The sequence below is a fragment of the Rariglobus hedericola genome (assembly GCF_007559335.1).
GTDB classification, from domain to species: Bacteria; Verrucomicrobiota; Verrucomicrobiia; order Opitutales; family Opitutaceae; genus Rariglobus; species Rariglobus hedericola.
The window spans coordinates 2,070,589-2,087,242 of the sequence record NZ_VMBG01000001.1 but is presented as its reverse complement, the minus strand read 5'-3'; the positions used below and the strand labels follow the sequence as shown (position 1 = coordinate 2,087,242).

Annotated in this window: 13 protein-coding genes; 5 read left to right on the top strand and 8 right to left on the bottom strand. The window is 62.5% G+C overall.

Going from position 1 to position 16,654, the window contains the following annotated elements:
- Positions 1 to 99: 99 nt before the first annotated feature.
- Together FPL22_RS09145 and FPL22_RS09140 are read left to right on the top strand one after the other, a co-directional pair.
- Positions 100 to 918 carry a fatty acid desaturase family protein gene (locus FPL22_RS09145; protein WP_144229975.1) on the top strand — a complete coding sequence of 273 codons (819 nt, stop codon included), beginning with the start codon at positions 100 to 102 and terminating at the stop codon, positions 916 to 918.
- Positions 915 to 1,943, top strand: a complete 1,029-nt coding sequence (locus tag FPL22_RS09140; protein ID WP_203235133.1) for a hypothetical protein — start codon at positions 915 to 917, stop codon at positions 1,941 to 1,943. The genes FPL22_RS09145 and FPL22_RS09140 overlap by 4 nt, the downstream gene beginning before the upstream one ends.
- Here the strand turns inward: FPL22_RS09140 and FPL22_RS09135 are convergent.
- Both FPL22_RS09135 and FPL22_RS09130 read right to left on the bottom strand, forming a co-directional pair.
- Positions 1,909 to 3,069 carry an FAD-dependent monooxygenase gene (locus FPL22_RS09135; protein WP_144229974.1) on the bottom strand — a complete coding sequence of 387 codons (1,161 nt, stop codon included), beginning with the start codon at positions 3,067 to 3,069 and terminating at the stop codon, positions 1,909 to 1,911. The two genes, FPL22_RS09140 and FPL22_RS09135, sit on opposite strands and share 35 nt — an antisense overlap.
- A 22-nt stretch (positions 3,070 to 3,091) precedes the next feature.
- Positions 3,092 to 4,465, bottom strand: a complete 1,374-nt coding sequence (locus FPL22_RS09130) for an acetylxylan esterase (protein ID WP_144229973.1) — start codon at positions 4,463 to 4,465, stop codon at positions 3,092 to 3,094.
- 93 nt (positions 4,466 to 4,558) lie between these two features.
- On the opposite strand from FPL22_RS09130, the gene FPL22_RS09125 reads away from it, so the two are divergent.
- Complete coding sequence (locus tag FPL22_RS09125; RefSeq protein WP_144229972.1) at positions 4,559 to 6,418, top strand: hypothetical protein; 1,860 nt, start codon at positions 4,559 to 4,561, stop codon at positions 6,416 to 6,418.
- A gap of 22 nt (positions 6,419 to 6,440) precedes the next feature.
- Here the strand turns inward: FPL22_RS09125 and FPL22_RS09120 are convergent, their stop codons facing one another.
- From FPL22_RS09120 to FPL22_RS09095, 6 genes are all read right to left on the bottom strand, one after another.
- On the bottom strand, positions 6,441 to 6,896 hold the full coding sequence (locus tag FPL22_RS09120) for an acetolactate synthase (RefSeq protein WP_144229971.1): 456 nt from the start codon (positions 6,894 to 6,896) through the stop codon (positions 6,441 to 6,443).
- Positions 6,897 to 6,938: 42 nt separating this feature from the next.
- Positions 6,939 to 7,478 (bottom strand): hypothetical protein, encoded by a 540-nt coding sequence (locus tag FPL22_RS09115; RefSeq protein ID WP_144229970.1) that lies wholly within the window; start codon positions 7,476 to 7,478, stop codon positions 6,939 to 6,941.
- Entirely contained in the window at positions 7,475 to 8,269 is a 795-nt protein-coding gene (locus tag FPL22_RS09110) for an archaeosortase/exosortase family protein (protein WP_144229969.1), read from the bottom strand. Before FPL22_RS09110 ends, FPL22_RS09115 begins: the two co-directional genes overlap by 4 nt.
- Positions 8,266 to 10,275 (bottom strand): VIT and vWA domain-containing protein, encoded by a 2,010-nt coding sequence (locus tag FPL22_RS09105; protein WP_144229968.1) that lies wholly within the window; start codon positions 10,273 to 10,275, stop codon positions 8,266 to 8,268. The genes FPL22_RS09110 and FPL22_RS09105 overlap by 4 nt, the downstream gene beginning before the upstream one ends.
- A 79-nt stretch (positions 10,276 to 10,354) precedes the next feature.
- Complete coding sequence (gene creC / locus FPL22_RS09100; protein ID WP_144229967.1) at positions 10,355 to 11,797, bottom strand: two-component system sensor histidine kinase CreC; 1,443 nt, start codon at positions 11,795 to 11,797, stop codon at positions 10,355 to 10,357.
- Between the two features lie 26 nt (positions 11,798 to 11,823).
- Positions 11,824 to 13,605, bottom strand: coding sequence for an ABC transporter ATP-binding protein (locus FPL22_RS09095; protein WP_144229966.1), 1,782 nt, complete (start codon positions 13,603 to 13,605; stop codon positions 11,824 to 11,826).
- 150 nt (positions 13,606 to 13,755) lie between these two features.
- Between FPL22_RS09095 and FPL22_RS09090 the strand changes: the two genes are divergently transcribed.
- On the top strand, positions 13,756 to 14,655 hold the full coding sequence (locus FPL22_RS09090; RefSeq protein WP_238991355.1) for a cation diffusion facilitator family transporter: 900 nt from the start codon (positions 13,756 to 13,758) through the stop codon (positions 14,653 to 14,655).
- A gap of 121 nt (positions 14,656 to 14,776) precedes the next feature.
- Positions 14,777 to 16,603, top strand: a complete 1,827-nt coding sequence (locus FPL22_RS09085) for a phosphoenolpyruvate carboxykinase (GTP) (protein ID WP_144229965.1) — start codon at positions 14,777 to 14,779, stop codon at positions 16,601 to 16,603.
- Positions 16,604 to 16,654 lie beyond the last annotated feature (51 nt).

Here is a 16,654-nt window from a genome sequence, read left to right as displayed (position 1 = left end):
GCCTTTTTTGCGTCAGCAGGAAAGGCTTACTTCACGCCGAGCTGGTAGGCCACGAAGTGATGACTTGGCGCGTGAGGAGAAACCACTCAGCTTCCGGCGATGGAATCGTCCATCGATACCAAGGTGGTGTTACCACGAATTGAGGATCTTGGGCGCGACCTGCTCCACGTCACGGACGGTCAGCGGATATTGTCCGTGGCAAGACCTCTGGTTTGTTTTGCAGCGTATGTTTTATTCGCGACTCAAGGCTGGTGGATGCCGGCGGTGTTGTCCGTAGCGGGGCTGATGTTTATCACCTACGTTTCGACCTCGCATGATCTGGTGCATCGCACCTTGGGATTACCGCGCTGGCTCAATGAGCTTTTACTGGCGGTTATCGAAGGGTTGGTGTTGCGCAGCGGTCATGCGTTTCGGCTTGCGCATTTGCAGCATCACCGGAGGTTTCCCGAGCACGATGATATCGAGGGCCGCGCTGCGCATATGACTTGGTGGCGCGCGCTATTGGACGGCGTGACCTTGCAGCCGCGTTTGTTTGTTTGGGCCTGGGGGAGGGCACGTTTGGACGAGCGCCGGTGGATGCTGGTTGAGGCTGCATTCATCGTAGGCGCGGTGGGCATGAGTCTGCTGCTGTGGACTCATACGCCGGTGTTTCTGGTTTATGTGGGCTTGGTTTTCACGAGCAGCTGGCTGTATCCACTGGCCACGGTCTGGCTGCCGCATCGGGCCGAGGGTGAGAATGTGCTTCAGCAAACCCATGCCGTGCGCGGCCGGTGGATTCCGGAAATTTTCCTCCAGCATACGTATCATTTGGAGCATCATCTTTATCCTTCGGTTTCGTCGCATCAGTGGCCGGTGCTCGCCAGGCGACTGGATGCCTATCTTTTGGATCACGGGGTGAAACCGCTGCGTGTGCCATGAGTCATCGCAGAGAGATCAGCGGAGAGAGTTCGCGGGATGAACGCGGTGTGATCGAAGCCTTGTTGGGCGACGGACATTTCTTGCTGGCGTTGACCGGTGTGGCGCTTGCGGGGTCGGGAGGTTTTGCGCTCTTTCTCTGCCTCACCGGACATTTTCTCCCGCATGATGTGGCGCACTTGGGGATGGATGCGAAACAACTGGCGCTGGTCTCGAATCCGCAATTGGTGAATTTCATGTTTCATGACCGGGCCGCGTTTGGCGGGGCCCTCTTATCGATGGGGGCGCTTTATTTGTGGCTGGTGGCCTTCCCTCTTCGACGAGGCGAGGCTTGGGCGTGGTGGACGCTAGCGGTTTCCGGCGGGACGGGCTTCGGAAGCTTTTTGACGTATCTGGCTTACGGCTATCTCGATCAATGGCACGGCGTGGCCACTTTGTGTCTGTTGCCAATTTATGTGGCCGGTATGGCGAAGGCCTGGAGCCGGCTCCCGCAAGAGCGCGGCGTGGGGACGTTTTTGCGCAAGCGGAGATTCGTTGAGGAAGGTCGCACGGGTTTGCTCGGGCGGCGCTTGTTACTGCTTTACGGAGGCGGGCTGGTTGCGGCGGGAATAGTCATTTCGATCACGGGGATGACGCAGGTTTTTGTGATGACGGATCTCCGCTACATCGGCATGACGCGCCTGGAAATCTGCGGAGTATCGAACCGGCTGGTTCCGTTGATCGCGCATGACCGGGCGGGTTTTGGCGGCGGGTTGTTATCCATCGGCATCGTGATTCTGGCGGTGGTTTTCCACGCGCCGGCAACGAGGAGTTTTAAGCAAGTGATGTTGTTCGCGGGCGGCACCGGCTTTGCCACGGCGATCGGTGTGCATTTCATCATCGGCTATCTGGATGTGCTGCACATCGCTCCGGCCTTTGCGGGGCTGGCAATCTTTCTGGCGGGATGGGCGTTGACCTCGTTCGCGCCGGGTGGCGCGGACACGCGTGAACCGTTCAGCCTCGAAACGAAAAAAGCGGACGCATTGTAGTCGTGCTAAGAAATCCCGGGGTGAGTCGCAGGATGAAGTCGCGCACGGACGTGGCGTAGGGGTTCTCCAGTTGGATGACGGTGCCAAGAGCGTGTGATGCGCGAGAAATCCATTTAACGCGTGCGCTGCGAAGCGTCTCATAACGACGCAGGCCGTCGATGACGTTGGGTGCCGCGGCGATTTCACGAGCCAGAATCCAGGCATCCTCCAACGCGGCGCAGGCACCCTGGCCGAGATTGGGCGTCATGGGATGCGCGGCGTCTCCGAGCAAAGTCACGCGGGACGCGCCGGTTGCTTTCATGCGGGCGGGGCGGTCAAAAATCGGGTTGAGCAATATCTGGTCGTTCTCGGTGGCGGCGATCAACTCCGGAATCGGGGCGTGCCAGTGGCCGAATAATTTGTGCAATTCCTGTTTGCGAGAGGACGGGGAAGCAGCGAGGCCGGCCGGGTGATTGGCGGTCGCATACCAATAACAGCGGCCGTCACCCAACGGGGAAATGCCAAACCGTTTTCCTTCGCCCCAGGATTCGCTGAGCGAATCGCCTTCATATCCTTTGGGAATAAAAGGGACCACGCTGCGCCAGCCGGAGTAGCCGCAATCGCGCAAGTGGTCGCCTCCTTCGGTGATGTGATGCACACGCGACCGGAGGCCATCGGCGGCAACGAGCGCGGGGCCTTCAAGCTGTTCACCTCCGGTCGAGGTGAGTTGAACGCTCTCCGGCGTTTCGGAAAAATCACTCACTTCGACGCCGAGCTTCGTTGAAGATGCGCAGAGATGGCTTCGCAGGAGGTTTTGCAAATCTCCACGGTGCAGACTGAGGGCTGGCAGTTGGTCGCGGTTGGTCGGACGAAGTCGATGAAGCGGGCGACCGTGCGGATTCAGAATCTGCCACTCGTTGATCACGCGACTGCGTGAGACTGCATCCTCGAAAATCCCGAATAGTTGAAGAACTCGAACGGCGTTGGGCGAAAGTAGTAATCCAGCGCCCACTTCACGAAGCTCGGGTGCGCGTTCACACACGATTGCGGGAATGCCGCGCTGTTGCAGCGCAAGCGCGGTGGCGAGACCTCCGATGCCGGCTCCCGCTATCAGAATAGCGCTGGGAGATTTACCGTTTTGAAGCATCGGAGGTGCGCGATCCGCAGGTTTACTTCACGCCGAGCTGGGAGAGCAGCCAGGTGTCGCTGGCGGCGTTTTCCTCGGGGACGGTGTTGTGGCCGGTTTCGAGGGCGAGGAGCAGGCGCTTGGGGGACGTGATGGTGTTGTAGGCGGCGTAGAGCGAGGTGGGCGGGCAGACCTCGTCGTTGTAGCCCCAGGCGAAGTGCACCGGGACCTTGAGGCGACGGGCGAAGTTGACGGCGTCGTAGTAACCGGTGACGGCGATTTTCTCGGGGGTAGCCGCGCCGGAGGGGGCGCCGGTCTTGTCGTTGGGACGCATCATGTGCGGCCAGCCGCCGGCGCGGCCGTGGAGGTAGCCGGTGACGTCGCAATACGCGGGGTAGTAGGCGGCGAGCGCCTTCACGCGCGAGTCGAGGGCGGCGGTGACGATGGAGAGCTGTCCGCCCTGACTGCCGCCGGTGACGGCGAGGTTTTGTCCGTCGTATTCAGGAAGGGATACAAGGAAATCGTTGGCGCGGACGCAGCCGAGATAAACGCGGCGGTAATAGTAGGTGTCGCGGTTATCGAGGTTGAAGCTGTTGTAACCGTTGAGCGCGCCGGTGCCGAGCTGGTCGTAGAGCTCCTGAGGCAGGTTGACAGGAATGCCGTGGATGCCGATCTGGAGCGTGATGACGCCGCGGGCGGCGAGATCCTTCATGCCGGTGTAGGGACGCACGCCAGCGCCGGGGACGCCGAGGACGGCGGGGTATTTGCCGGGGGCTTTGGGCACGCAGAGAATGCCGTAGACGCGGGCGGTGAGTTTATTCCAAGGAGTGCCGCCGATGTTGCGGAAGCTGACGTGGTAAACGTTGACGGTGTCGGTGCAGGCGTCGGGCAGGAGCGTCTGGCGCGCCTCAAGCGGAACCTTGGCGAGCTCGGCTTTGCCGGAATCCCAGAACGAATCGAAGTCAGCGGGATCGGTCTGCGTGGGCTGGATTTTTTCGGGCGAGAAACCGGCGGTGGCGAGGCCGCGATAAGTTTTGCCCGCGACCTCGACTGTGACGGCGCAACGCAAGAAACCGGGCTCTTTCATGGTGCCTGCGTCGATGACGAGGCCGCCGGCGGGAAGCGGGGAGGTTTTCTCGTCGGTGGGAAGCATCTCGGGACCAACCTTGTAGCGCACGGTGGCACCGGTGAGCGGTTCATTGTCGGCGGTTATGGTGACGGTGAATTTGGCGGTTTCACCGGTGGCGTAGGTCCAGTCGGCGTGGTCGGGGGTGACGCGCACCTGCACGGCGGCGACGCGGGCCTGGGCGTGCACGGGCACGGCGGTGATGGTGAACGGGGCGGGAGTGGCGTCCTGCGCGAAGAGCGGAAAAGTGCCGGTGAGGGCGGCGACGAGGAGAAAACGAAGCGATTTCATGGGTTTAGGAACGGGCTTAAGCCGGATTATAGGCTCGCAAGGGGGAAGTCATTTGGGATGCGTTGTTAGCGCTACCCCGGCAACACCACTTTTATGTCTCTTTGGGAATATAAGCATATCACCAGCGGCCCGCATGGCTTCGCTACTCCCGCACTTTTGGAGTCCTACCTGAACCAGCTCGGCAAGGACGAGTGGGAGATCATCAGCTACGAGACGCTTTCGAACAACGCACTGGCCTTCAACGGCGTCGCCCGCCGCACCACGTTGCGCGACTGGACGCTCGAAAGCGCAGCCGCAGCCGCCGCGAAGATCGAGGCGGAGAAACTCCGTGCCGAGTTCGCCGCGAAATTCGCCGGCAACGCCACCGGTGCGGCCGGTGATGCGCACGCTGAAAAACCGTCCACGCTCGTTTCTGAAACCGCCGCGCCCGAGGATGGTTTTCGCAAGCTGCGCGACACCGAGCGCGACGCCGATCCGGATGCCGCCGAAGAGGGCGACGATTGGGACAACTGGGACAATCTCGATGACGACCTGCCGACGTTCTTCGAGGCGATCAAACCTCACCTCCGCAAAAACCAGCGCGGTCCGGGCCAGTCGGTCGGCGTCACGTTCCTGGCGAAGCGCTGGGAGCAATCGGAAGGCGATCTCATTGGCGCGCTCAAGGAGTGCGGCTTCGTCATCCCCGAGCGCGAAGACGACGCGCCGGTGCATCTGGAATTCGAAGGCGAACTCTACTGGCTCAATCTTAACAACCGCCACGAGCTCTTCTTGAACACCCGAGAAAAACCGCGTCCGGTGTTTCGTGTCGCCCAGGCGAAGCCGCTTGATCCGAGCGATCCGACCGCCGTGTTGCTGGCCGGGGAAGCGTCCGCCGAGCAGGCGGAGAAGGCGAAGCGCGAGGCTGACCGTGTTGCCCGTGAAGCCGAGCAAGCCGCCCGTCGTGCGGAACACGAAGCGCGTCGTCTGGCGCAGCAGGCGGCTGCGCAAGCCGCCCGCGAAGCCGCTCAGGCCGCCGCTGCGGCCCGGGCTGCCAAGCTGACGGAAGACGGAGGACAGAAGACTGAGGACGGGCCGAAGGCAGAGGACGGAGAACAAAAGACGGACGGAGGACAGGCGGAGGAAGTTGTAACGGTTTCGACGGAAGAACTGCCACCCGAAGCCGAGGAGTTTCTGGCCGCCGTGCGTGCGCAGATGCGCCGTAATCGTCGCGGACCGGGTTATTCGGGCAGCATCACTTATCTCGCCCGCGCCTTTAAGCAGTCGGAAAACGATCTCGTGGAAATGTTCATCGCCGTCGGTCTGACGGTGCCGGAAACCGCCAACGATAAGCCGGTCAAGACGGCGATCGGTGAGTTTGTGTATTGGTTGAACAAGGACAGCCGTAACGCGATTTGGATCAACGGGGATGAAGTGCGTGCGCCTAGGACGGAGGACGGAGGACGGAATACAGAGGACGGAGAACAGAAGGCGGAAGACGGAGCACCGGCGGTTGAAACGGCGGCGATGGTTGAGCCGATTACCCAAGATTCCGCAGTGGTTGAATCTGCACCGGAAGCTGCGCCTGAGCTGGCCCTTACGGAGACACCGGCTGTTCCCGCCGAGGCCGTTCCCTTCTCGGGGGACTCGGCGCTCGCCGGAATTAGGCTTTTGTTGAACCCCAACAAGCGCGGCACCGGTGTGTCGGCTGAAGTCGGTTATCTGGCGAAAACGCTCGGCCAGGACTTGCAGCACTTCCTCGTGGTCATTTCGGAACTGGGCCTGGCGTTGCCCGCGACCGAGGAACACAAGCCGACATTCGTCGAACATGCGGACGAAATCTTCTGGCTGAACAAAAACCCGAAGGACGGCTCGGTGTGGATCAACGCGAAGACATCGAAGGCCGGCGCTAAAAAAGCCGCCGGAAGTGCGGCGGCCAAACCCAAGGCAAAAAAAGCACCGAGGGCAGCGGAGTAAATCGCTGTGGCGCGGAAAACACTCAGCGCGAAATATCGCGCTGAGTGAGGACTTTGAAGCCGTGCGTGTTGAGCGACTGCGCGGCGACGTCGGCGTCCTCGATGTTCATCGCGAGGGCGGACTTGCCGTCGGGGCGTTTGATGAAGCTGTAGATGTAGTGAATGTTGATCTCGGCCTCGAGGAGCGCCTTGAGCACTTCCTTCAGATCGGCTTCGTCGCTGATTTCGACTGCGAGGACGTCGACCTCGGTGTAAGGAAAATCATTGTTGATCATCAGCTCGCGGGCCTTGTCCGGATCATCGACAATGAGGCGGAGGATCGAGCTGTCGGTCGTGTCGAGCACGGTGAGCGCCATGATGTGGACGTTGTTGTCCTTCAGGAGCGATGTGAGGTCGTAGAGACGGCCGACGCGGTTCTCCGCAAACACGGAGAATTGTTTAACAGGATCGGTGCCGATGGAAATATTCGTGGACGCCATGGTGAGCTGGTTAACCCCAGCATGATGGCGCAGGCGACGCGGTCAATGGCGACTCGGGCCGGAGATCGGGGTGATTTCCGTCACCGCCCACCACGGTCCGGCGGCGCGCCGGAGGCTCGCGTGCCAGAACCAGGTGGAGACATCGGTCCAGCTGCGTCCGTCGGAGCCGAGCAGGCGTTCGTGCACGCGCACGGTCGCGCCGTCGCGCGTGGCTTCGCAGGTGCTCCAGAGCGTGCCGTCGGCTTTTTCGCGGAGCGGTCGCGGGGTGATGTCGTAGCCAAGCGCGCGCAGACAATCGGACGCGGGGTGCAGACGACGGGTCGGATGATCGAGCCAGCGGACGACAAACGTCGTGGTGCCATCGCTAAAGATTCCGGTTTCTCCGGGGAAATCTTTGGCGAAACGGGCGTCGCGGGCGGAGGGCGTTAGTTTTTCCCAATCGGGCGAAACCGGTCCCGCGGCCCAACCGGGGAAGGATGCGCGCGAAGCCGTCGAGCGAGTGGAGTCGGCATCGGCGTCCGGCCAGATCGGGCGTGTTGAGGCGACAATGCACGCGCAGAAAAAGAGGAGGTAGAGTTTCATGCGATGGCGTGCACGTGCGGGCGATGGGCGAGACGTTCTCCGATCCAGAGCACCACGCCGGCGGCGAGGCAGAAGCAGAGCAGGCCGGCGCCCTCATGACTGCCGGAGGGAGCGGACCATAAACCGGTCTCGATAAAAAACAGCAGCGTGGCGCGCACCACGTTGGCGAGAAACAGCGCGAGGCCGGCGATGCGCATGAGCGTGAACGTGCGCCTCGCATCGAGCCGGTGCCAGCAGGCGAGGCACGCGGCGAAGAAAAGACCGGTCCACAGCATGCGGATGCCGCTGCACGGTGCATCGATGACGACGCGTTCGCCAGCCCAGTGGAGCGTGGTGCCGACGGCGCGCGCGGTGTGTCCGCCGAGGGCGATCAACGGCACGCAGAGCTGGGTCGTAAGCAATCTCAACGGATAGCCGAGGTAGAATTGCAGCGTCGCGACCACGGGCAGTGACAACACCAACAGTCCCCACCACGCGGCGGGAAAACCGCGATCCGATGCGGCAAGTCCGAGTGCCGTGACCAGCAGCAACGCACGGATCAGCGGCGGCATCCACGGGAACGCCACGACGTAGAGAGCGAGAAATCCGCAGAGCCACGCGAGCCGTCGCGGCGACAGCGGCTCACGCCATCCACGCCACGGGGCGAACAACGCTGCGGCGGCGAGCGCGGCGAGTCCCCACGGTTCGTCGGAGCCGTCGTTGAGGCGCAGCGCATACCAGTTCAACACGGGCCAGCCGGCGGCGAGCAGGGCGAGTGCGACCCAGGCGCGGGTCTGGAAAAAACGGATCATGCCTGCGGGCGTTGGCTGCGATGACGACGATAGACCGGGATGAGAATGATCAGTGCGGCGGTGATCATCAGGGCGAACGTGCCGGGCTCGGGCGAAGTCGGGATGTTGCCACCGCCGCTGTTGCCGACGGCGCTCGCGGCAACGCCTTGGGGGAGTGGCACGGGTTGGTTGACGGTGGTGAGATTTGCGCCGGTGCGACGCACGATTTCGTCCACGGCGACGAATGACGTGTAGCGCGTGAGCAAGTTGTAGCTGAGACCGAGCGTAGTGACTTCGGCGATACGTTCGGGCGTCGATTCGCGGGAGATGTCGTCCATCAGCTGGCTGATCCGATGGCGCGCCCACAGGTGGGACAGACCGCCGCCGGAAATACTTTGGGCCTTCGCGAGATCGAGCGTGGCCGCGAACGGAGCGGCACCGGTCAAACCGCGCAAGGTGAGTTGTCCGGTGCGCGGACCGCGCCATTTGCCTAAGACGATCACGGGGCGCTGGGCAAACACGTCGGGGAGACTGCGCGGCTCGATGTCGTAGGCGTCGAGACCGGTGATCTCCAGTTTGGCGGCGGTGAGCACGGGCGCGGCGATGTAGTTGTGAAAGGCCTTGGCGACGGTCTCGGCCTCGCCGGGATCGGTCACGATGAACGGCTCGCCCTGACCGGCGCGCGCGATGCCCTCGATGAGGTGACGGTTGACGCTGGAGCCGATGCCGAAGGCGAAAACGTTGCCCTTATCGGCGTGCGAGCGCACGAGATCGAATGCTTTGGCCTCCACGTCCACGTAGCCATCGGTGATCACGGTGATGATACGCGAAAGGTTTTCTTGGCGCGGTAATGCAAAGGCCGCCTGCAACGCGGGCAGCAATTCGGTGCCGCCGGCGCCGTCCTGGCCGGAGAGGAGATTGAGGGCGGCTTCGAGGTTGGCGGGCGTGGCGGGCAGTGAGCGCGGGCTGAGCGTGCGGCTGTCGCCGGAGAAGAGCAGGACGTTGAACGTGTCCTGCGGACGGAGTCCGGGGAAGAGCTGGCGGAGGAGCGTGCGCGTGGTCTGAAGCGGGAAGCCGCGCATCGAGCCGGAGACATCGACGACAAAAAGATAATCGCGCGGTGGCAACGTGGCGGCGACCGGACGCGCGGGCGGCTGGATCATCGCGAGGAAGAAGTTTTCGTTCGCGCCCTCGCTCACGAGGAGACCGGCTTGCAGGGCTTCGCCGGTGAGCCGGTAGCGCAGAATGAAATCGCGATTGGCGCCGGTGGTCTCGGACGGATCGAGCGTGATGCGGGCGCGCGAGGGATCGGCATACACAATCGACGTGCGATGCGTGTAGCAGGCGGCTTCGCGCAGGGGAACGCCGGTGAGACAGTTGACCGTGAGCGTGAACGCGGTGGGATCATTGGTCTGCGTCGGCAGATAAGGATTCTGCACCCACGTGTCGTCGGTCGAGGCGTTCGCGGCGGCGGTCTTCGAGTAGCGAGGGCCGACCACGCCGGGATAAACGAATTCGTAGACGCCGTCGGTCGGGACGAGCAGTTCGGTGTAGCGCAACTCCACGCGCACCTCGTCGCCGGGGAGGATATTGGCGACGTTCATTTGGAAAACGTTGGGACGTTGTTGTTCGAGGAGAGACGTGGTTTTTCCGGCGGATTTGGCGGCCTCGTAAGTGCGGCGGGCTTGCTGGCGTTCCTGCACGCGGGCTTCGATGCGACGCTCGCCGATGGTGAGCGTGAGCCCGTGCACGGCGGCGCGGGTGGAGCCGGGAAACACATAGATCGCCTCGATGGGCGTGGTGCCGGTGTTGGTGTAAACCTGCGTCACGCTCACATCGGCGATGACGCCGGCGAGTGTGGCCTCGACGTGCGTTGACTTGAGCGGAAGCGTGTCGGCGCCGGGCGAGGCGTTGCGCACCCAGAAGTAAGGCGAGAGGTTTTTGTCGCGCGTGGAATCGGCCGAGTCGTCGTTTTGGGCGAATAAGACGGCCGGGAGAAAGAGCAGGAGGAGGGCAAAGCGTTTCATCGCCGCGAAGTCTGCCCGAGCTATGTGAAACGCGTATGAAGCGGGCGTGAAGTCCCGATGAATTAAACTGAAAATCGCGCTACACCGGCAACGTGAGCACGGCGCGGCAGCCGCGTGCGTCGGGGCGGTTGGCGACGGTGATCTCGCCGCCGTGCAGGTGTGCGATCTCGCGCACAAAACTCAGGCCGAGGCCGGTGCTCTTGGCTCCGCCGGCGGGACGCGGCAGCGAATAAAACCGGTCGAATACCTGGGGTAGTGCGTAGTCGGCAATACCGGTGCCGGTGTCGTCGAGCGTGATCACGGCGTGTCGGGCGGATCGGGTGAGCGACAATGTCAGCGTTCCGCCGGCGGGCGTGAACTCGGCGGCGTTTTGAAGGAGGTTGGAAAGTGCCTGGGTGAGCAGGAATTTTTCGCCTTTAACGATGAGCTTTTCGGTATCGGCGGAGGGTAGGATCAAGGTGAGTCCGCGAGCGGTGCGGGTGGGTTCGCCGAAGGAAGCGACTTCGCGCACCAGCGAATTCAGATCAACGGGCTCCACGTCCGAGAGATGCTTGCGCGCTTCGAGGGCGGCGAGTTGGAGAAGTTTGTCCACGATCTGCTGGATGCGGGCGGACTCGGAGCGCAAGTTGGCGAGGAATTTGGCGCGTTGGTCCGGCGGCATGTCGGCGTCCTCGGCGAGCAGTTCGGCGGCGCCGCGAATGGCCGAGAGCGGGGCTTTGATCTCGTGGGCGAGGGTTTGGGTGTAACGCTCGACGTAGTCTTTGCCCTCGAGGGCGGCGCGCATTTCTTCGAAGGCGCGGCGCAGGTCGCCGACCTCGCGGCCGGCGAGGCGGGGCAGGGTGGCGGGGCGTCCGTCACGCACGGCGCGGGCGTAGGCGGTGAGTTTTTCTAGTGGCGTCGTCAGCCACACGGAGAACGCGATGCCGGCGCTGATCACCAACACGCCGCCGATCAAACCGGCCAGCAACACGCGGGTGCGAGCGACGGCGACGAGCTCGTTGATGTTGCGCGTGGGTTTGCCGACCGCGAGCACGCCGATGATGGCGTCACCGGAGCGGATCGGCGCCGCGACGTAAATGCCGAGGGAGGATTCGTCGTCGGGATCGTCGCGGGTGGCGCGCGCCCCGTAAGAGCCGGCGAGGGTGCGCGCCACATCGCGCCACTGGGAATAATCCACGCCTTCGTCGTGACCCGCGTCGGAATCGTAGAGCACAATGCCCTGTGCATCGGTCACGTAAACGCGCAGGTCGATGGAGGTTTTGCGCATGCCGTAGATGAGTGCGTCGAGCTGGCGGCGATGGGCGCCATCGACCGCGGTGCGCAGTTGCGCGGCATCGGGCGTGGTGCCGGTGGAGCTCGTTTCGACGACCGAGGCGAGCAAGGCGGCGGTGTCGACCAGCGACTCCTCCATGGATTCGAGGTAACGCGGACGAATGCCTTCGAGAATCCACGAGACCAGGTAGAGATAGCTGCCGCCGATCAACAGCAGGTAAACAAGCAGGATGCGGGTGCGGATCGTCACGAAGGCGGTTATTAAGCGGCGTGCGGTTACTCGCGCAATTGTTGTCCGTGGACAAGTTCGCGGAACAGGCCGGGGCGGCCGAGTAATTCGTCGTAGCTGCCGTCTTGAACGATGGAGCCTGCTTCCATCACGAGAATGCGGTCGCAGTTCTTTACGGTGGACAACCGGTGGGCGACGAAAAGCGCGGTGCGACCCGTGAGGTTTTTCTCGATGGCTTCCTGGATGAGCTGCTCGCTGAGCGTGTCGAGCGCGCTGGTGGCTTCGTCGAAAACGAAGTAGGGCGGATCTGCGAGGAAAACACGCGCGATGGCGATGCGTTGGCGCTGGCCGCCGGAAAGCGACGAGCCTCCCTCGCCGACGGGCGTGTCGAGACCTTCGGGCAGGCGTGAGATGAACTCCCAGGCGTTGGCTTGTTCGCAGGCGCGCCGGATGGCCGCGTCATCGGCATCAGGCCGGGCGAGGCGGATGTTGTCGCGCAAGGTGGAGCGGAATACGAAGGTGTCCTGCGGCACGACGCCGAAGAGACGGCGCAGATCGCGACCGGCGATATCACGGACATCGATACCGGCGATGCGGACGTTCCCCTGTGCCGGATCGTAGAGACGAAGGAGGAGTTGCAACAACGTGCTCTTGCCCGCGCCGGAAGGGCCGACGATGGCCACGCGATGCCCGTAGGGAATCACCAGATCGAGCTCGTGCAGGATCGGCGAGCCGTCGGCATAGTGGAATGAGACGCGTTCGAAACGAAGTTCGCCCGGCTCCTTCGGGACGGGCACGGGCGAGACCGGATCGGGTGTGGTGCTGGCGGTGTCGAGCACGGTGCCTATGCGATCGAGCGATGCGGAGCAACCGGCCCACAAGGTGACGGAGTTGAATATCTGCTGCAGCGGCCAGTTGAGCCCGCTGTAAGCGGCGAGGCAGGCGGCAACGATGCCAAGGTCGATCTGGCCGTCGAGATACCGCCACGTGCACAGCGCGAGCAAGGATACGTAGCCGAAGTAGGTGAGGGTTTCCTGCTTCATCCACTCGACGTGACTGCGGACGTCGCGCTCATAGGATTTGCGGCCGATGAGCTCGGCCTGTTGTTCGAAATCGACACTGATGGAAGATTCCATCGAGTGGAGCTTCACGGCCTTGTTGCCACGGAGCAGATCGGCCACGCGACCGCTGACCGCGCCTTCGGTTTTTTGGTAATCGGTCTGGATGATTTTGATGCGGTTGCGCGCATAGATCATGATCCAAAAGCTGAGCGCGCACAGCACGGTGAGCAGCACTGCGATCGGCCAGTCCCATTGCCAGAAAAGGCCGAGCGTCGAGACGATCACGATGACGGCGCCGGGTGCCAGCAGTGAAGTCTGCTGGAAAAACTGCATGACGTTGGCCAGCGGTGTGCCGAAAAGATAACTGAACAATTCGCCCGAGTGGTGCTCGCCGTGAAACCGCAGGCACAGGTGGTTGACGTGGCGGAAAAACTGCGCGCGCAACGAGAACACGATGCGTTCGCGAGCCCAGGTGAAAATCCGGTAGCCGCAATGCCACAGGATCATGCGCAGGAAAATCGATACGGTGAGGTATCCGGCGATGAGCCAGGCGAGTCGGTGCCAGCGTTCGCTGGTGGCGAGATTTTTGGGCTCCAAGACTTCAGAAAAAAGCCACTTCGGATAGACGTTCTGCAGCGTCATGGCGCCGCCGTGGAGACTTACCAAAATGACAGCTGCGATAATGGCCCAGCGGTGGCGTCGCAGGAGCGGCCAGAGATGGCGGCGAAAGGCACTGGAGGACGCACTCGGAGCGACGGGCGGGGTCATGGAGAAGGAAGCTGGCAGCCTGCGCGAGCGTCCTTGGACGGTCAATGGCTGCGGAATTCACACTGTCGCAAACGAGCGGGTGACCAAGGTTTCTTAGTCATGCCTAAACAACTTGCGTTGAGAAATCGACTGGACGTTTTTCGTCGGCACATGGCCGAACGATCCACGCCTAAAAGCATCCAGCACCGCGCCGAAGCCAGCGCGGCATTGGTGCTGCGGGGCATTGCGCTGAATCTGCTGCTGGCGGTCGTGAAGTTCGCCGGCGGCATTCTCGGCAACACCTATGCGCTCATCGCGGATGGCGTGGAGTCATTGATGGATGTGTTTTCTTCGGTGCTGGTGTGGGCGGGGTTTCGCGTGGCGGCGCGACCGCCGGATGAGGATCACCCGTATGGTCACGGCAAGGCCGAGCCGCTGGCGGCGATGGCGGTCGCCTTGTTTATTTTTGCGGCGGCGGCGTGGATCGGGGTGCATGCGGTGCATGAGATCGTGACCCCGCATCGCACGCCGCACTGGGCCACGTTGCCGTTGCTCGCGGGGATTGTCGCCGTGAAGTGGTGGTTCTCGCGACGCATGGCGCGTGCCGGCGAGGCCGAGGGCAGCACGGGACTCGGCGTGGAAGCGTGGCATCATTATTCGGATGCGATCACGTCGGCCGCGGCGTTTATCGGCATCGCGATCGCGATCATCTGTGGGCCCGGTTACGAGGCGGCAGATGACTGGGCTGCGTTGGTGGCGTGCGCAGTCGTGGTTTTTAATGGCGTGCATATTTTCAACCGCGCGCTCCGCGATGTGATGGATACGGCGGTGCCCGTGGAATTCGAAAAGGAAGTGCGGGCCGTCGCGTCCGCGGTGGCCGGTGTGCATGGCATCGATAAATGTCGTGTGCGCAAAAGCGGTCTGAGCCATCTGGTGGATATTCACGTCGAAGTGGATCCGGAGCTTACCGTGTATGCCGGTCATGACATCGCGCATGCGGTCAAGGATGCGCTGGTGCATTCGACGCTGCATATCTCGGACGTGTCAGTCCACATCGAGCCGGCGCCCTGAGGCGGGTTGATTCTGAAGGTAGGACAAATACTGCGTAGGGATGGGCTAATTCTACGCAGTCAACCGGGTCCGATTCCGGTTTACTCAAGGGACCAACCGAAACCAGTATAACCACCTCCTTATGAAAGCCCGCCTACACTCCAAGCCGCTCAGCAAGAACCCCAATCTCCTCAAGTGGGTGACCAAGATGGCCGACTTGATGCAGCCCGCCGCCATTCACTGGGTTGACGGCTCGCAGGAGGAAAACGACGCGCTGTGCGCTCAGATGATCGAGGCGGGCACGCTGACGAAACTCAACGAAAAGCTCTGGCCCGGCTGTTATTACGCACGATCCGATGCGAGCGATGTCGCCCGTGTGGAGGACCGCACCTTCATTTGTTCGCTTTCCAAAACCAACGCCGGCCCGACCAACAACTGGGTCGATCCGTTCGCGATGCGCAAAACCCTCAAGGGCCTGTTCAAGGGCTGCATGGCCGGTCGCACGATGTATGTGCTGCCGTTCAGCATGGGTCCGGTGGGCTCCCCGCTTTCGCAGCTCGGCGTCGAGCTGACCGACTCACCTTACGTCGTCGTCAACATGCGCATCATGGCCCGCATCGGCCTGCCGGTGTTCAAGGAAATCGACAAGGACGAGAAACGCGTGGTCCCTTGCGTGCACTCGGTCGGTGCGCCTCTGGCCGAAGGTCAGGCGGATGTCTCGTGGCCGTGCAACAAGGAGAAATACATCGTCCATTTTCCCGAGACGCGCGAGATCTGGTCCTTCGGTTCAGGCTACGGCGGCAATGCGCTGCTGGGCAAAAAGTGTTTCGCGCTCCGCATCGCCTCCAACATGGCGCGCGACGAGGGCTGGATGGCCGAGCACATGCTCATCCTCGGCGTCGAGGATCCGAAGGGCGAAAAAACCTACGTCGCCGCCGCGTTTCCCTCGGCTTGCGGCAAGACCAACTTCGCCATGCTCATCCCGCCCGCGCCCCTGCGTGACAAGGGCTGGAAAGTGTGGACCGTCGGCGATGACATCGCGTGGATCAAACCCGATGCCAACGGCCGCCTGCACGCGATCAATCCCGAGGCCGGTTTCTTCGGCGTCGCTCCCGGCACGTCCGACAAGACCAACCCCAATGCGATGGCCGCGCTCGCGAAGAACACGATCTTCACCAACGTCGCGCTCACGCCCGAGGGTGGCGTGTGGTGGGAAGGTATGACCGACAAGGCTCCGGCCGAGCTCACCGACTGGCAGGGCAACAAGTGGACTCCCGCCATCGCCAAGGAAACCGGCGCCAAGGCCGCGCATCCCAACTCGCGGTTCACCGCGCCGGCCGTGCAGTGCCCGACCATCGATCCGGATTGGGAGTCGCCCTTGGGCGTGCCGATCAGCGCGATCATCTTCGGCGGACGCCGCGCGACGACCATGCCGCTCATCTACCAGGCTTTCAACTGGAGTGCCGGCGTTTACATGGGCGCCACGATGGGTTCCGAGATGACGGCCGCCGCCGCCGGCACGATTGGCAAAGTGCGCCGCGATCCCTTCGCGATGCTGCCGTTCTGCGGCTACCACATGGGCGATTATTTCCGCCACTGGATCTCGATGCAGAAGAAGCTCAGCGAGACGCCGCGTATCTTTAATGTGAACTGGTTCCGCAAGGACTCGGAGGGTAAGTTCCTCTGGCCGGGCTTCAGTGAAAACATGCGCATCCTCAAGTGGATCGTTGAACGCGCCCGCGGTCGTGCCCTCGCGAAGGAGACGCCGATCGGCTGGCAGCCGCGCTACGACGAGATCGACTGGACCGGCAGTGATTTCACCCGTGAACAGTTCACGGCGCTGCAGGAAGTCGATCGTGCCGCCTGGCGCACCGAGGTGATCGGCCATGAAGAACTCTTCATCGATCTCCACGATCACTTGCCGAAGGAAATGATCTACGAGCGCGAGCTGCTGATCTGCCGCCTGTAATCCGACTTCACCGAAGAAGAAAAGCCCGACTCGCCGGCATCCATAATTATG

Excerpts from the sequence above, each read along its gene's own strand:
- FPL22_RS09145 (WP_144229975.1), top strand. The coding sequence starts at position 100 with ATGGAATCGTCCATCGATACCAAGGTGGTGTTACCACGAATTGAGGAT.
- FPL22_RS09140 (WP_203235133.1), top strand. The coding sequence starts at position 915 with ATGAGTCATCGCAGAGAGATCAGCGGAGAGAGTTCGCGGGATGAACGC.
- FPL22_RS09135 (WP_144229974.1), bottom strand. The coding sequence starts at position 3,069 with ATGCTTCAAAACGGTAAATCTCCCAGCGCTATTCTGATAGCGGGAGCC.
- FPL22_RS09130 (WP_144229973.1), bottom strand. The coding sequence starts at position 4,465 with ATGAAATCGCTTCGTTTTCTCCTCGTCGCCGCCCTCACCGGCACTTTT.
- FPL22_RS09125 (WP_144229972.1), top strand. The coding sequence starts at position 4,559 with ATGTCTCTTTGGGAATATAAGCATATCACCAGCGGCCCGCATGGCTTC.
- FPL22_RS09120 (WP_144229971.1), bottom strand. The coding sequence starts at position 6,896 with ATGGCGTCCACGAATATTTCCATCGGCACCGATCCTGTTAAACAATTC.
- FPL22_RS09115 (WP_144229970.1), bottom strand. The coding sequence starts at position 7,478 with ATGAAACTCTACCTCCTCTTTTTCTGCGCGTGCATTGTCGCCTCAACA.
- FPL22_RS09110 (WP_144229969.1), bottom strand. The coding sequence starts at position 8,269 with ATGATCCGTTTTTTCCAGACCCGCGCCTGGGTCGCACTCGCCCTGCTC.
- FPL22_RS09105 (WP_144229968.1), bottom strand. The coding sequence starts at position 10,275 with ATGAAACGCTTTGCCCTCCTCCTGCTCTTTCTCCCGGCCGTCTTATTC.
- FPL22_RS09095 (WP_144229966.1), bottom strand. The coding sequence starts at position 13,605 with ATGACCCCGCCCGTCGCTCCGAGTGCGTCCTCCAGTGCCTTTCGCCGC.
- FPL22_RS09090 (WP_238991355.1), top strand. The coding sequence starts at position 13,756 with ATGGCCGAACGATCCACGCCTAAAAGCATCCAGCACCGCGCCGAAGCC.
- FPL22_RS09085 (WP_144229965.1), top strand. The coding sequence starts at position 14,777 with ATGAAAGCCCGCCTACACTCCAAGCCGCTCAGCAAGAACCCCAATCTC.